General features: G+C 61.6%; 11 protein-coding genes and 2 pseudogenes. 5 read left to right on the top strand and 8 right to left on the bottom strand.

Annotated features, from left to right (window positions below):
• Positions 1-12 precede the first annotated feature (12 nt).
• Positions 13-1,911, top strand: a complete 1,899-nt coding sequence (gene cysN / locus AC07VG_RS21700) for a sulfate adenylyltransferase subunit CysN (protein ID WP_495001113.1) — start codon at positions 13-15, stop codon at positions 1,909-1,911.
• A 193-nt stretch (positions 1,912-2,104) separates the two neighbouring features.
• On the opposite strand, the gene yihG is transcribed toward cysN, so the two are convergent.
• From yihG to AC07VG_RS21685, 3 genes and pseudogenes are all read right to left on the bottom strand, one after another.
• Positions 2,105-3,010, bottom strand: a complete 906-nt coding sequence (yihG, locus tag AC07VG_RS21695) for a 1-acylglycerol-3-phosphate O-acyltransferase, YihG family (RefSeq protein ID WP_495001112.1) — start codon at positions 3,008-3,010, stop codon at positions 2,105-2,107.
• On the bottom strand, positions 3,011-5,110 hold the full coding sequence (gene pta, locus AC07VG_RS21690) for a phosphate acetyltransferase (RefSeq protein WP_495001111.1): 2,100 nt from the start codon (positions 5,108-5,110) through the stop codon (positions 3,011-3,013).
• A 57-nt stretch (positions 5,111-5,167) separates the two neighbouring features.
• A pseudogene (locus AC07VG_RS21685) lies at positions 5,168-5,470 on the bottom strand (DUF3565 domain-containing protein); the annotation flags it as partial.
• A 5-nt stretch (positions 5,471-5,475) separates the two neighbouring features.
• On the opposite strand from AC07VG_RS21685, the gene AC07VG_RS21680 reads away from it, so the two are divergent.
• From AC07VG_RS21680 to AC07VG_RS21670, 3 genes are all read left to right on the top strand, one after another.
• Complete coding sequence (locus AC07VG_RS21680) at positions 5,476-5,961, top strand: FKBP-type peptidyl-prolyl cis-trans isomerase (RefSeq protein ID WP_495001110.1); 486 nt, start codon at positions 5,476-5,478, stop codon at positions 5,959-5,961.
• Positions 5,962-6,097: 136 nt separating this feature from the next.
• Positions 6,098-6,580 (top strand): glutathione peroxidase, encoded by a 483-nt coding sequence (locus tag AC07VG_RS21675; RefSeq protein WP_495001109.1) that lies wholly within the window; start codon positions 6,098-6,100, stop codon positions 6,578-6,580.
• A 258-nt stretch (positions 6,581-6,838) separates the two neighbouring features.
• The gene (locus AC07VG_RS21670) at positions 6,839-7,942 is read left to right on the top strand and encodes an NADH:flavin oxidoreductase (RefSeq protein ID WP_495001108.1); all 1,104 of its coding nucleotides are present in this window, start codon (positions 6,839-6,841) and stop codon (positions 7,940-7,942) included.
• A gap of 51 nt (positions 7,943-7,993) precedes the next feature.
• Here AC07VG_RS21670 and AC07VG_RS21665 read toward each other — a convergent pair whose 3' ends face one another.
• From AC07VG_RS21665 to cysZ, 4 genes and pseudogenes are all read right to left on the bottom strand, one after another.
• Positions 7,994-9,217: a glycosyltransferase family 4 protein gene (locus AC07VG_RS21665; RefSeq protein ID WP_495021860.1), complete on the bottom strand. Its 1,224-nt coding sequence runs from the start codon at positions 9,215-9,217 to the stop codon at positions 7,994-7,996.
• A gap of 77 nt (positions 9,218-9,294) precedes the next feature.
• Positions 9,295-9,411: pseudogene (locus AC07VG_RS21660) on the bottom strand (sulfate transporter CysZ); the annotation flags it as partial.
• 191 nt (positions 9,412-9,602) lie between these two features.
• Positions 9,603-11,714: a tetratricopeptide repeat protein gene (locus AC07VG_RS21655; RefSeq protein ID WP_495021859.1), complete on the bottom strand. Its 2,112-nt coding sequence runs from the start codon at positions 11,712-11,714 to the stop codon at positions 9,603-9,605.
• A gap of 491 nt (positions 11,715-12,205) precedes the next feature.
• Positions 12,206-12,961, bottom strand: a complete 756-nt coding sequence (cysZ, locus tag AC07VG_RS21650; protein WP_495021858.1) for a sulfate transporter CysZ — start codon at positions 12,959-12,961, stop codon at positions 12,206-12,208.
• A 301-nt stretch (positions 12,962-13,262) separates the two neighbouring features.
• Here cysZ and trxB point away from each other — a divergent pair, with 301 nt between their 5' ends.
• The gene (gene trxB, locus AC07VG_RS21645; protein WP_495001088.1) at positions 13,263-14,225 is read left to right on the top strand and encodes a thioredoxin-disulfide reductase; all 963 of its coding nucleotides are present in this window, start codon (positions 13,263-13,265) and stop codon (positions 14,223-14,225) included.
• A gap of 118 nt (positions 14,226-14,343) precedes the next feature.
• On the opposite strand, the gene AC07VG_RS21640 is transcribed toward trxB, so the two are convergent.
• Complete coding sequence (locus AC07VG_RS21640) at positions 14,344-15,594, bottom strand: 2-aminoadipate transaminase (RefSeq protein WP_495021857.1); 1,251 nt, start codon at positions 15,592-15,594, stop codon at positions 14,344-14,346.
• Between the last annotated feature and the right edge of the window lie 55 nt (positions 15,595-15,649).

Genomic DNA, 15,649 nt, shown 5'->3' with positions numbered 1-15,649 from the left:
TAGGGTCTAAGCATGTCGCATCAATCTGATTTGATCAGCGAGGACATCCTCGCCTACCTGGGCCAGCACGAGCGCAAGGAACTGCTGCGCTTTCTGACCTGCGGTAACGTCGACGACGGCAAGAGCACCCTGATCGGGCGCCTGCTGCACGACTCCAAGATGATCTACGAAGACCATCTGGAAGCCATCACCCGCGATTCGAAGAAAGTCGGCACCACCGGTGACGATATCGACCTGGCGTTGCTGGTCGACGGCCTGCAGGCCGAGCGCGAGCAGGGCATCACCATCGATGTCGCCTACCGCTATTTCTCCACCGCCAAGCGCAAGTTCATCATCGCCGACACCCCCGGCCATGAGCAGTACACCCGCAACATGGCCACTGGTGCGTCGACCTGTGACCTGGCGATCATCCTGGTGGACGCCCGCTATGGCGTGCAGACCCAGACCCGTCGCCACAGCTTTATCGCCTCCTTGCTGGGGATCAAGCACATCGTCGTCGCCATCAACAAGATGGACCTCAAGGACTTCGACCAGGGCGTGTTCGAGTCGATCAAGGCCGACTACCTGAAGTTCGCCGAAGGCTTGAAGCTGAAGCCGACCAGCATGCACTTTGTGCCGATGTCGGCCTTGAAGGGCGACAACGTGGTGAACAAGAGCGAGCGTTCGCCCTGGTACACCGGTCAGTCGCTGATGGAAATCCTCGAAACAGTGGAAGTGGCGGGCGACCGTAACTTCACCGACCTGCGTTTCCCGGTGCAGTACGTCAACCGGCCGAACCTGAACTTCCGTGGCTTCGCCGGCACCCTGGCGAGCGGCATCGTGAAGAAGGGCGACGACGTGGTGGTGCTGCCCTCGGGCAAGAGCAGCCGGGTCAAGTCCATCGTCACTTTCGATGGCGAGTTGGAGCACGCCGGTCCCGGTCAGGCGGTGACCCTGACCATGGAAGACGAGATCGATATCTCCCGTGGCGACCTGTTGGTGCATGCCGACAATGTCCCGCCAGTGACCGACAGCTTCGAGGCCATGCTGGTCTGGATGGCTGAAGAGCCGATGTTGCCGGGCAAGAAATACGACATCAAGCGCGCCACCAGCTACGTGCCGGGTTCGATTGCCAGCATCGTCAACAAGGTCGATGTGAACACGTTGGAAGAAGGTCCGGCCAGCGCCTTGCAGTTGAACGAAATCGGCAAGGTCAGGATCGCCCTGGATGCACCGATTGCCCTGGACGGTTACGACAGCAACCGCACCACCGGCTCGTTCATCATCATCGACCGCCTGACCAATGGCACCGTGGGCGCCGGCATGATTGTCGCCCAGCCATTGGCCCATGGCAGCACCACCCATCACGGCAAGCTGGCCCATGTCGCCACCGAGGAGCGTGCCCAGCGTTTTGGCCAGCAACCGGCGACGGTGCTGTTCACCGGCCTGTCGGGCGCGGGCAAGAGCACCCTGGCTTACGCCGTGGAGCGCAAGTTGTTCGACCTGGGTCGTGCGGTGTTCGTGCTGGATGGCCAGAACCTGCGTCATGACCTGAACAAGGGCTTGCTGCAGGATCGCGCCGGGCGCACCGAGAACTGGCGGCGTGCCGCCCACGTGGCGCGTCAGTTCAACGAGGCTGGCCTGCTGACCCTGGCCGCGTTCGTTGCGCCGGATGCCGAAGGTCGTGAGCAGGCCAAGGCACTGATTGGCGCCGAGCGTATGTTGACGGTGTACGTCCAGGCTTCGCCGCAGGCTTGTCAGGCGCGTGATCCCCAGGGCTTGTATGCGGCCGGTGGCGATAATATTCCAGGCGAGTCGTTTCCCTACGACGTGCCGTTGAATGCCGACCTGATGGTGGATACGCAGGCTTTGTCGTTGGAAGACAGCGTGAAGAAAGTCCTGGAGCTGTTGCGCCAGCGCGGCGCGATCTAAGGATCCGATGCATTAAAAAACCCGCAGTCGAGTGATCGGCTGCGGGTTTTTTGCGTTCTGGAGATCGCTTTCGCGGCGGTTCGGCGCCCCGACAAGCTCCGCTCCCACAATGTCCGGGTCGTGCTCAAGATCTGTGCACGACCGAAAACCTGTGGGAGCGGAGCTTGCCCGCGAAGAGGCCCTTGCAGACGCCTCAAGACTTGACGGGATACTCGCGATGCATCTGCGCCAGCAAGGCGTCCTTGTCCTCCCACAGCTGGTTGATCCAGCCCTGGAACGCCAGGCGGTATTCGCCGTCCTGGTCATAGTTCCTGCCGACAAACTGCGGCGGGATCTTCAGTTCCTGGAAGTGCACCACCACGTCGCGCACGTTGCCACACAGCAGATCCCAATAGCCCGGTTTGCCACCTGGATAGTGGATGGTCACGTTGACGATGGACTCCAACTGCTCGCCCATGGCATCCAGCACAAAGGCGATACCACCGGCCTTGGGTTTGAGCAGATAACGAAAGGGTGACTGCTGCTGCGCATGCTTGCCCTTGGTAAAGCGCGTGCCTTCAGCAAAGTTGAAGATACCCACAGGGTTGTCACGAAACTTCGCGCAGGTCTTGCGGGTGGTTTCCAGGTCCTTGCCTTTCTTTTCCGGGTGCTTCTCCAGATACGCCTTGGAATAGCGCTTCATAAAGGGGAAACCCAGGGCCCACCAGGCCAGGCCGATCACCGGGACCCAGATCAGCTCCTGCTTGAGAAAGAACTTCAGCGGCTGGATCTTCCGGTTGAGCACGTATTGCAAGACCATGATGTCGACCCAGCTCTGGTGGTTGCTGGTGACCAGGTAGGAATGCTGGTAGTCCAGACCCTCCAGGCCGCTGAGGTGCCAGCGGGTCCGGCGGACCAGTTGCATCCAGGCCTTGTTGTTGCTGACCCAGGCTTCATGGGTATGGTTCATCAACCAGCCGGTGAAACGCTGGGTCAGGGCAAAGGGCAGGGCCTTGAGGAGGGCCACGCAGAACAGGAACGAGCACAGCAGCAGGGTATTCAACGTCAACAGCAGCGAGGCGATCACGCCGCGCAGGGACGCAGGCATAAAGTCGAGCATCTAGATATCCACAGGTCGGTTGGCGGCTTGGATCGCGGTGAGGGCGATGGTGTAGACGATATCGTCCACCTGGGCGCCACGCGGCAGATCGTTGACCGGCTTGCGCAGGCCCTGCAGCATCGGCCCCAGGCTGACGCAGTCGGCGCTGCGTTGCACCGCCTTGTGGGTGGTGTTGCCGGTGTTCAGGTCGGGGAACACGAACACCGTGGCGCGTCCCGCCACCTGGCTGTTGGGCGCCAGTTGCCGGGCCACGGCTTCGTTGGCCGCGGCGTCGTACTGCAGCGGGCCGTCGATCAGCAAGGTGCTTTGCGACTCATGGGCGAGCAGAGTGGCTTCGCGGACTTTCTCCACTTCCTCGCCACTGGCCGATTCGCCGCTGGAATAGCTGATCATCGCCACCCGTGGGGTGATGCCGAAGGCCTGGGCCGAGTCGGCGCTTTGCAAGGCGATTTCGGCCAGCTCCGCCGCCGACGGATGGGGGTTCATCACACAGTCGCCATAGACCAGCACCTGGTCCGGGAACAGCATGAAGAACACCGACGACACCAGGGTGCAACCCGGCGCGGTCTTGATCAGTTGCAGGGCCGGGCGGATGGTGTTGGCGGTGGAGTGGATGACCCCGGAGACCAGCCCGTCGACTTCGTCCAGTGCCAGCATCATGGTGCCGATCACCACGGTGTCTTCCAGTTGCTGCTCGGCCATCGGTGTGTTCAGGCTCTTGCTCTTGCGCAGGGCCACCATGGGTTCGGCGTAGCGTCCGCGAATCAGGTCCGGGTCAAGGATCTCCAGCCCAGGCGGCAATTCGAAGCCATGGGCGCGGGCCACCGCTTCGACTTCCGCCGGCTTGGCCAGCAACACGCAGCGGGCGATGCCGCGGGCCTGGCAGATGGCGGCCGCCTGCACGGTCAGCGGTTCGCTGCCTTCGGGCAGGACGATGCGCTTGTTGGCTTCCTGGGCGCGCTGGATCAATTGATAACGGAACACCGCCGGGGTCAGGCGCATTTCCCGTGGGGTGCCGCAACGTTGGTGCAACCAGTCGGCGTCGAGGTGCCCGGCGACGAAGTCGGTGATAATCTCCGCGCGCTCGCGGTCATCGATGGGGATTTCCTTGTTCAGGCCATTGAGCTGGTTGGCGGTGTCGTAGGAGCCGGTGCTCACCGACAACACCGGCAGGCCCGCCGCCATCGCTCCACGACACAGCTCCATGATGCGCGGATCGGGCAGGGTGTCGCTGGTCAGCAACAGGCCGGCCAGGGGCACGCCGTTCATCGCCGCGATGCTTACGGCGAGGATGATGTCGTCGCGGTCGCCGGGAGTCACCACCAGCACGCCGGGCTTGAGCAGGTCGATGGTGTTGCGCACGGTACGGGCGCAAATGATGATGTTGTTCATGCGCCGTTGCTCGTAGTCACCGGCGTTGAGCACTTGCGCGCCGAGCAGTTCGGCGACGTCGCGGGTGCGCGGGGCATTGAGGTCGGGCTGGAACGGGATGCAGCCCAGCAGGCGGAAATCGCCACTGCGCAGCAGTGGCGAATGCTCCTTCAGGCGGGCGGAGAAATCGGCCATGCTCTCGTCGGTGCGGACCTTGTTGAGGATCACGCCGAGTACTTTCGGGTCCTTGGGGCCGCCGAACAGTTGGGCCTGCAGTTCCACCCGTCCGGAGAGTTCGCTGAGCACTTCGTTTTCCGCCGCCGAGACCAGGATCACCTCGGCATCCAGGCTCTTGGCCAGGTGCTGGTTGACCCGCGCGGCGTAGCTGGCGCTGCGGGTCGGGACCATGCCTTCGACCACCAGCACGTCCTTGCCGACGGCGGCCTGCTGGTAGAGGGTGATGATTTCTTCCAGCAGCTCATCGAGCTGGCCGTCGCCGAGCATCCGCTCGACATGGGCCAGGCCCAGCGGCTGTGGCGGTTTCAGGCCATGGGTGCGGGCCACCAGTTCAGTGGAGCGCTCCGGGCCCAGGTCGCCGGGATGGGGCTGGGCAATGGGTTTGAAAAAGCCGACTTTCAGGCCGGCGCGTTCCAGGGTACGTACCAGCCCGAGGCTGATCGAGGTCAGACCCACACCAAAATCGGTGGGCGCGATAAAAAAAGTTTGCATGCGTATTCTCTTTAGGGAGCGCAAGTGCGACGGCCTATGACTGGCTGTCTGCGAAGTTCAGTCGCCAAGGTTATCGTTAACCGAGCCTTGAGCGCACCAACCACATTCAAAGCCTTGAGCGATTTTTTCCGCCCGTTGCCGCGGGTCGAGCACCCAGGCACGCGACTGCCAGGGCGGTTGATGGCGCAGGTGCTGGGTATGGCCGCAAGAAAGCTCGGCGACCCAATGCCCGTCTTCGTCCTGATGAAAGCCGATAATAGTGACAGGCGTGGCCTTGGGCCGTCTGTCCGGGTTCCGTTCGCTTTCGGACGAATCCTTGTTTAGACTTGTCCGCTCTTTATTCCTATGCAAAAGGTCTCGCTCATATGACGATCGCTGCCAACAAGGCTGTCTCCATCGACTATACCCTTACCAACGATGCTGGTGAGGTCATCGACAGCTCTGCCGGCGGCGCCCCGCTGGTTTACCTGCACGGTGCCGGCAATATTATCCCAGGTCTAGAAAAGGCCCTGGAAGGCAAGAAGGTCGGCGACGAGCTGAAGGTGGTCGTCGAGCCGGAAGACGCCTACGGCGAATATTCCGCTGAACTGGTCAGCACCCTGAGCCGCAGCATGTTCGAAGGTGTCGACGAGCTGGAAGTGGGCATGCAGTTTCACGCTTCCGCTCCGGACGGCCAGATGCAGATCGTCACCATCCGCGATCTGGACGGCGACGATGTCACCGTTGATGGCAATCACCCGTTGGCTGGCCAGCGCCTGACTTTCCAGGTCAAGATCATCGAAATCCGTGACGCCAGCCAGGAAGAAGTTGCCCATGGTCACGTCCATGGCGAAGGCGGCCATCACCACTGATTTCTGCTGCTAAGCTCTGGTAGTTGGAAGGCGCCCACGGGCGCCTTTTTAGTCCGCTGCGGTTTTTAACTGGAAACCTGTCAGGCTGTCGGGCAACAATGTTTGCGTATAAGTCCGGGAAAAACGGGAGTTCGTCATGAGTGCTTTTCACGATCTGACACTAAAAGCGCTGGATGGTCAGGAACTGCCGCTGGCGCCTTTCAAAGGGCATGTAGTGCTGGTGGTCAACGTGGCTTCCAAGTGCGGCTTGACGCCCCAATATGCCGCCCTTGAGCACCTCTATCAGCAATACAAGGCTCAGGGCTTCAGCGTGCTGGGTCTGCCGTGCAACCAGTTTGCCGGGCAGGAGCCGGACTCCGAGGAGCAGATCCAGGCGTTCTGTAGTCTGAACTATGGCGTGAGCTTTCCGTTGAGCAGCAAGCTGGAGGTCAACGGTCATGACCGGCACCAGCTGTACCGTCTGCTGGCGGGCGAGGGCGCGGAGTTCCCTGGCGATATCACCTGGAATTTCGAGAAGTTCCTGATGGGCAAGGATGGTCGCGTGCTGGCACGTTTCTCGCCGCGTACCGCTCCGGATGATCCGGCGGTGATCCATGCGATCGAAAAAGCCCTGGCTTGATGCTGCTGTTCAGATGGGTTGGCTCTACTCCTTCCTGAGGGAGCGGAGCTTGCCCGCGAATGAGGCAGCGCGGTTTTTCAGTTACACCGCGTTATCGTTCTTCGCGGCGGTGCGGCGTCCCGACAAGCTCCGCTCCCACAGCCATACCTTTCCTGGCACTTCTAAAGCTTAATCACTCAGATCAATAGTGCTGGGCGGCGTGTTCACGGCGGAATATTATCCTGATCATAAATTCCCCCTGCGCCGTGGAGTGCTCCCATGCCCGTTAAAGCCTTGTTCCGACCTTTCCATCTTGGCGCGCTGGAGTTGCCGACCCGTGTCGTCATGGCGCCGATGACCCGTTCGTTTTCCCCGGGCGGCGTACCCAATTCGAAAGTCATCGAGTATTACCGCAAGCGTGCGGCGGCGGGTGTCGGCCTGATCATCAGCGAAGGCACCACCGTCGGTCACCTGGCATCCAATGGTTATCCGAACGTGCCGCAGTTCTACGGCGAAGCGGCCCTGGCCGGCTGGAAAAAGGTTGTCGACGCGGTACACGCCGAAGGTGGCAAGATCGTTCCGCAGCTCTGGCACGTGGGTAATGTGCGGCGCCTGGGCACTGAGCCAGACGCCAGCGTGCCGGGTTATGGCCCGTGCGAGAAGCTCAAGGACGGTCAGGTCGTGGTGCACGGAATGACCCAGCAGGACATCGACGCGGTGATCGCGGCATTTGCCCAGGCCGCCCGTGATGCCCAAAGCATCGGCATGGACGGTGTCGAGATCCATGGCGCCCACGGCTACCTGATCGACCAATTCTTCTGGGAAGGCACCAACCAGCGGACTGACGAATACGCTGGCAGCCTGGCCAAGCGTTCACGTTTTGCCATCGAGCTGATCCAGGCCGTGCGCGCGGCAGTGGGGCCGGACTTCCCGATCATCTTCCGTTTTTCGCAATGGAAGCAGCAGGACTACAGTGCCCGTCTGGTGCAAACGCCGGAGGCCCTGGGCGAATTCCTCAAACCGTTGTCCGACGCCGGCGTGGATATTTTCCACTGCTCCACGCGGCGTTTCTGGGAGCCGGAGTTCGACGGTTCCGAGCTGAACCTGGCGGGCTGGACCCGTCAGCTGACCGGCAAGCCGACCATCACCGTGGGTAGCGTCGGCCTGGATGGCGAGTTCCTGCAGTTCATGGTCAACACCGACAAAGTGGCTCAGCCGGCGAGCCTGGAAAAACTGCTGGAGCGTCTGAACAACGACGAGTTCGACCTGGTCGCCGTGGGCCGTGCCCTGCTGGTGGACCCGGATTGGGCGGTGAAGGTACGCGACGGGCGCGAGCAGGACATCCTGCCGTTCAGCCGTGAGGCGTTGATGAGCCTGGTGTAAGCGGCCGCGCCGATGATGGTGGCTGTGCGGCCGCCATCGCCGGCAAGCCAGTTACAGGTTTGGTGGTGTTTTCAGGAGGGCGGTTGTCGCGACGACATCCGCCGGCATGGCCGAAACATGTTTATCCACAGGCGGAGCGTCGCAGGCTTCGCGCAACTGCTTCTCGAACTGCTCGACAATCGCCCCCCAGCCCTGCCGGCTGGCATGCTGGCGGGCGTTGAGGCGCACATTGCGCAAGGTCTCCCGACCTTCCAGCAACCAGCAGGCGGCATCGCAGAACGCCTCCTCGTCGCCAGGCATGGCCAGCACGCCGTTGTAACCATGGCGGATATGCTGGGCCGCCGCGGCCTCATCGTAAGCCACCACCCCCAACCCTGACGCCAGTGCCTCGAGCACCACATTGCCGAAGGTTTCGGTAAGGCTCGGAAACAGGAACAGATCCGCCGACGCATAGTGGCAGGCCAAGGCCTCGCCCCGCTGTGTGCCGCAGAAAATCGCCTCGGGCAATTCCTTTTCCAGCACGCCGCGTTGTGGACCATCGCCGACCACGACCAACTTCATCCGCCGCTGTGGATAAGTCTCCCGCAGACGCTCGCAGGTTCGCTTGAGCAAACCGAGGTTTTTCTCGGTCGCCAGCCGTCCGACATACAGCAACGCGATATCACCGTCCGCCAGCCCCCAGCTGTCGCGCAGAGCACTCAAACGCTTGGCCGGATGGAACAACTGGCTGTCGACGCCACGGGAGAGCAGTTCCAGACGCTCGAAATGCCGCCGCTCCAGCTCCATGCGCTGGCTGACGCTGGGCACCAGGGTCAGCTTGGAGCGGTTGTGGAACCAGCGCAGGTAGTGGGTCAGTACGCGCGTCAGCAAACCCATGCCGTATTGATGGGAATACTGCTGGAAGTTGGTGTGGAAACCGCTGACCACGGAAATGCCCAAACGCCTGGCCGCGCGCAGGGCCGACAAGCCGAGGGGGCCTTCAGTGGCGATATACAGCACGTCCGGGCGTTGGCTTTTCCAGCGCCGCAGCAACTTGTGCATCGACGACTGCCCCCATTGCAGGCCGGGATAGCCAGGCAGCGGCCAGCCACGGCAGAGCAGCAGTTCGGTGTCGCTGGGACGGGCCTGGTCGCAGCTCTGGCGCGGGCGGACCAGCTCGATCTGATGCCCGCGGGCGCGCAATCCGTCGCACAAGCGGCCAAGGGTATTGGCCACGCCATTGATTTCCGGTGGGAAGGTTTCGGTGATCAGGGTGATATGCAGAGCTGTCGTCATGTTTACAGTGTCGCCCCGGGCGGTTGCGACACTGTGGCTGTTTGATGATGGATTTGTGACGAGGTGGCGTGAATGCCTCAGCGCTTCTCGCTGGCCACGGCTTCTTCGCCCCGTTCACGGACCCAGAGCAAGGTCGCCCCGGCCACCGCCGCCGGCATCATCACGATGTTGACCACCGGCACCCGCAGCGCCAGGCCATGCCGTCGCCCTCGATATAGACGGTCAACGGCAGGTCTGGACGGGTTATCCGATAAAAGCTGGTCAGTACAAAGCTATCGGTATCGACCTGATCACGCGGCAAATTGCCTGTGCGCGGGGGGCTCGGCGTGCTGATTCGGATCGGCGCAACCTGTGAGGATTGCCGGCAGCCACCGCCCCTAAGTGCTCATTGGGGTTGGACTGATAGTTGGCGAAGGTCCTGGGCCATGGATTCGAGCATCGGTTGCCATTGATCCGGCCCCGGCTGGCGGAACAGCCGCAGGCTCGGGTACCAGGGCGAATCGTCCCGCTCCAGCAACCAGCGCCAACAAGGCACGAACGGTAACATGACCCAGCCCGGGCGCCCTAGCGCGCCCGCCAGATGGATCGGCGCCGAGTCCACGGAGATCGTCAGGTCGATCAGCATCATCAGGGCCGCGGTGTCTTCGAAATCGAGAATTTCATCACTCAGCGACACCAGGGACATGCCCTCGGGTGGCGTGGCGGCCTGGGCGCTGGCCGGACCTTTCTGCAAGGCCAGGAAGGTGACGCCCGGCTGGACCAAAGGTGCCAGATCGCTCAGGGCGATTGAGCGCCGGAGATCGTTACAGTGGGTCGGACGACCGGCCCAGACCAGCCCGACCAGTGGCCGTGGCAAGTTCGCCAGCCGGGCGCGCCATTTTTCCACGCGGCTCGGATCCGCACTCAGGTACGCCACGCTGCCTGGCAGATCGCTCGGTTGCAGGTTCATGGCCAGTGGCAGACTCATCAGTTCGCAATGAAAATCGAAGTCCGGTGGCAACTCGTTATAGGCAATGACGTCCTCGCTGCCCAGGTAACGCCGGGCCAGTCCGAGGCTTTCCGGATTGACCTGGAAGACCACTCGCGCGCCGCAGCGATTGCGGGCCCAGGCCACCATGCGGATGAACTGAAAGGTATCGCCGAAGCCCTGCTCATCGTGGATCAGCAGGGTCTTGCCAGGGATCGGTTGGCCCTGCCAGCGCGGTCGCTGCACTCGCCGGGCCAGCGCCTGGGTGTGCTGTTGTTCGTAGCGAAAACGGTATTCCTGCCAGCCCCGGGTGAAGTTACCGAGCAGCAGGAGGGTTTCGGCCAGATCGAAACGAGCCGCCATGTTGGCCGGCTGCGCTTGCACGATCATTTCCTGGATCGACAGGGTTTCGACGATACGGCCTTGCAGGCGAATGGCCCGACCCAGCAGATGCCAGAGGGCGAGCGGGCCCCGGATCGACCCCGGAAACGCGGTCAAAGCCTGTTCGAAGGCTACAGTGGCCTCTTCCTCGCGACCACTTTCCAGAAGCAGTACGGCTCGCGCGATCATCGCCTCTTCGGTCACCGGGCCAGGCAATACCAGCGCCTGATTGAAATGCTCCAGGGGCTCATCGTGCAGACCGACGGCCTGTAGCGCATTGCCCATGGCGTTGTGGACACGGGTGTCGTTGGGCGCCAATGCCAGCGCTTGCCGTGCGCACCGCTGGGTTTCGTCATTTTTCAAAACGAGGGCTCGTGCCGTGAGGCCACCGACATGCTGGGGAGCAAACGTGTTCAGTGCATCCAGCCAGCGCAACGCCTCGCCATGATTCAAGCGTTGCGTTTCGGCTTCGGAGATATTCAGGTACGCATCGATCAGCCGGGGGTTGAGTTCGATGGCCCGTCGTCCGGCCGCCACCGCATCGTCGAAATGCCCTTGTGAACTCAGCAAGAAAGACAGGTTGCTGTATACCTCGGCGTAATTCGGGTCGAGGGTCAACGCCTGTTTGTAATGCCACTCGGCACGGTCCGGTCGATCCAGGCGGCGATAGGTGTTGGCCAGATTGTTGTGCGCCTGTGCAGACTCCGGTCGCAGGGTTACGACGCGTTTTAAACACTCTAGGCTGTCGTCCAGTTTGCCGCTTTCCTGCAGGATGATCCCCAGGTTGCTCCAGGCATCCACCAGCGCGGGATCCAGCGCAACGGCCTGTCGACCGGCCTGTTCGGCCTCCACCAGCAGGCCTTGTTGTCGGCACATTTCGGCAAGGTTACTGAAGTAAATCGCCGGTGCGCTCAACGTCAGGCAGGCCTGACGCATGTAGGTGACTGCCAACTCCAGCCGACCAAAAGCGTGGGCAATCAGCCCGAGTAAATGCAGCGCGTCGGCCTGTTGTGGCCATTGCGCCAAGATGCGCTGACACAGCTGCTCGGCCTTTTGTGCCTGACCCGCGTTCCAGTGTTGATGGGCCAGGGTCATGGCTTCGGAGAGCGTCAATTGCGTACTTCCGGACGCTGTCGGTGTGCCGTTCATACGGGCTCTTCCAATTCGGGAGTGGAGACTGTTGTGCAAAGGATTTTCGTACACATCCGCTGCCGACCGAAAGATAAACGCCCATCGTTCATGACTGAAAAATGGGCGTTATCCGGTGAACTCAATTTAACGGATCAGAACTGCCAGCGCACCTGCACATCACCGGTATTGGCGGTGTATCCGGTTTAGCCGACTTACTTTACGATCCCACCATTGGCGTTGCCTCGATGCAAGGACTCAAAGGGCGGTATCAAATTGATAAATTTTAGGATGAAGGCCAGATGATATCACTTAGGGCGTGCGTGATTCCTTCCCCCCCAGTGTAGGAGGCCTACTACCTAGACCTCCCGCTTGACTCGGTAGACCGTTGCAACAGGGTGCCGGAACGGTTGTGCTATCAGTGCCATGTGTACCAGCCTTGTGTATCAGTGGGCTGGGAAAGGGCAGTTCAAGCGTGATTAGCGAACGGTCTCTAAAAGGTTTGCGCTGCCTCAGCGCTTCTCGCTGGCCACGGCTTCTTCACCGCGCTCACGAACCCAGAACAAGGTCGCCCCGGCCACGGCGGCAGGCATCATCACGATGTTGACCACCGGCACCAGCAGCACCAGGTAGACGATCCCGCCAAAGCTCATGCACTGCCAGCGTTTCTGCCGCAGCCAGGCGAGCATGCCCTGCCAACTCAACTTGTGGTTGTCCGCCGGGTAGTCGATGTACTGGATCGCCATCATCCACACCCCGAACAGCAACCACAGCGGAGCGGCGATGATATTCACCACGGGGATGAACGACAGGATCAACAAGCCGATGGCCCGCGGCAGGAAGTAACCGAGCTTGCGCATTTCCCGCGCCAGGGTGCGCGGAATCATCGCCAGCAGTTCTGCCCAGCTGAAGGCCGGGAAATTGTCGGTACCGCGCACCACCACTTCGACCTTTTCCGCGAGAAAGCCGTTGAAGGGCGCGGCAATCACGTTGGCGATCAGGGTGAAGGTGAAGAACACCATCAACAGCACCAGCACCACGAACAGCGGCCAGAGGATGTAGTTGAGGAAACTCAGCCAGGTCGGCAGGGTCGGCATCAGGCTGTCGACCCAGGCACTGAACTGGTGGCCGGCCAGGTAGATCAAACCGACGAACAGCACCAGGTTGATCGCCAGCGGCAGCAGGACGAACAGGCGCAGGCCCGGGCTCAGGACCAGTTTCAGGCCTTCGCGCAGGTATTGCGGGCCGGACAGGACGGGTGCGGGCATAACGTGCTCCGAGAGAAGGAAAACGCGCCGACCTTACCGACTTTGCCGGGGCGGTGAAAGGGCCGACATTTGCAGTAACAAAGGCGTCGAAAATAACAGCGCTCAGGATAGAGAGCCGCTATGAGCTGGATTGTTATTGCGTATTTCCTTAATCTTCGCCTCCTCGATACGCTGCACCTCATTATTTTTCAGGACTGTGTGCTACAAGCCTTCCCCAAGTGCTGTCGCAGTCCTTTTTTATTCCAGCCGGTCCGCCGGCGCTCCGCACCGGTAGCTGACGGGCGGTCGATAGGAGTGAGTCATGTCTGAAGTACGTCATTCGCGGGTGATTATTCTCGGTTCCGGCCCTGCCGGTTACAGCGCCGCGGTCTATGCCGCGCGTGCCAACCTCAAGCCGCTGCTGATCACCGGCATGCAGGCCGGCGGCCAGTTGACCACCACCACCGAAGTCGACAACTGGCCCGGCGACGTGCACGGCCTGACCGGCCCGGCGCTGATGGACCGGATGAAAGAGCACGCCGAGCGTTTCGAAACCGAAATCGTCTTCGACCATATCAACGCGGTGGACCTGGCGAAGAAGCCCTACACCCTGGTGGGCGACAGCGGCACCTTCACCTGCGATGCGCTGATCATCGCCACTGGCGCCAGCGCTCGTTATCTGGGCCTGCCGTCGGAAGAGACGTTCATGGGCAAGGGCGTTTCCGCTTGCGCGACCTGTGACGGTTTCTTCTATCGCAACAAGGAAGTCGCCGTGGTCGGTGGCGGTAACACCGCCGTGGAAGAGGCACTGTACCTGGCCAATATCGCCAGCAAGGTGACCCTGGTGCACCGTCGCGAGACCTTCCGCGCCGAGAAGATCCTGATCGACAAGCTGCATGCTCGCGTCGCCGAGGGCAAGATTGTCCTTAAGCTCAACGCCACCCTGGACGAAGTGCTGGGCGACAACATGGGCGTCACCGGTGCCCGCCTGAAGAACAACGACGGCAGCTTCGACGAGCTGACAGTCGACGGCGTGTTCATCGCCATCGGCCATACCCCGAACACTTCGTTGTTCGAGGGGCAGTTGACCTTGAAAGACGGCTATCTGGTGGTGCAGGGCGGCCGTGAAGGCAATGCCACCGCTACCAACGTGGAAGGTGTGTTCGCCGCCGGCGACGTGGCTGACCACGTTTACCGTCAAGCCATTACCTCGGCCGGCGCCGGCTGCATGGCGGCCCTGGACGCCGAGCGCTACCTCGACGACCTGCAGAACGCTTCGTTCTGATTGTGTGGGAGCGGTGCTTGCCCGCGAAGCTTTTCAGCGCCTTGAAGGGCCTCTTCGCGGGCAAGCACCGCTCCCACATCAGGGGACGCATTCGGCTTGAGTGAACCGCATGCAAGGGTCAGGCAAGTCTGGCCAGGCATGCCTCAAGGATATCCAGCCCTTCCTCCAGCACCGCCGCTTCAGTGGTCAAAGGTGCCAGCAGCCGGATGATATGCCGCGACTTGCCGCTGGGCATCAGCAGCAAGCCGGCCGCGCGGGCCAGGGCCAGTAATTGCGTCAACTGTGCCGACGCAGGGCTGCCGTCAGGGTTGATCAACTCGATGCCACGCATGGCGCCGATACCGGTCAAGCGCCCCAGATAGGGTGACAGCTGGTTGGCGCGCCAAGCCTGGTGACGGCTGACAATCGCCTCTTCCTGTTGCGCGCCCCAGGCTTGCAAGTGAGCGTCAGTCATCTCATCCAGGGTCGCCAATGCCGCGGCACAAGCAATTGGGTTACCCGAATAGGTGCCGCCCAGTCCGCCTTTGGGCAGGCTGTCGAGCAGCGCCTTGCGTCCGACCACCGCTCCTAGTGGCACACCGCCGGCAATGCTTTTACCCAGCAGGATCAGGTCTGGTTCAATCCCCAGTCGCGAGAAGGCAAAGCGCTGCCCGGTGCGGCCGAATCCGGACTGGATTTCATCGGCGATCAGCAGAATATTTTTCTCATCGCAGAAACGTCGCAAGGCCTGGGCGAACTCCACATCCAGCGCCAAAAATCCCGCTTCGCCCTGCACCGGTTCAAGGATAAAACAGGCGACGTCCTCGACATCGATCTCGACGCTGAACAGCCGCTCCATGGCCTTCAGCGCCTCGGCACAGCTCACGCCGTTGTCCTGGCTGGGGAAGGGCAGGTGATACACCGGTCCTGGCAGCACCCCGACTTTCTGTTTGTAGGGGGCGACTTTGCCGTTGAGATTGAGGGTGGCGAGGGTACGGCCGTGGAAGGCGCCGTCAAAGGCAATCACGGCCGTGCGGCCGGTGGCGCCACGGACTATTTTCAGGGCGTTTTCCGCCGCTTCCGCGCCGCTGTTGGTGAGCATGCCGCTGACCGGGTAAGACACCGGAATAAACGCCGTCAGCCGATCCATCAGTTCGAGGTAGGGCGCATGCGGCGCGGCGTTGAATGCGTAGTGGGTCAGCCGGGTGGCTTGTTCGCGAATGGCCCCAACGATGCGCGGGTGACAATGGCCGAGGTTGAGTACGCCGATGCCGCCGACAAAGTCGATATAGCGTTTGCCGTCGGTGTCCCAGACCTCGGCGTTTTTGCCGTGGCTGAGGCTGATGGGGTGAACGATGGAGATCGACTGGCTGATGGTTTCGCTGCTCATGGAGACCTGACTCGAAAGAAGGAAGACTTCTTTTTATCTAAGCCGTGAGCAGCGC

It is taken from the genome of Pseudomonas sp. GW821-FHT03C07 (assembly GCF_059420925.1).
Note: the sequence above shows the minus strand (reverse complement) of the source record. Positions and strands in the feature narration are given on the sequence as shown.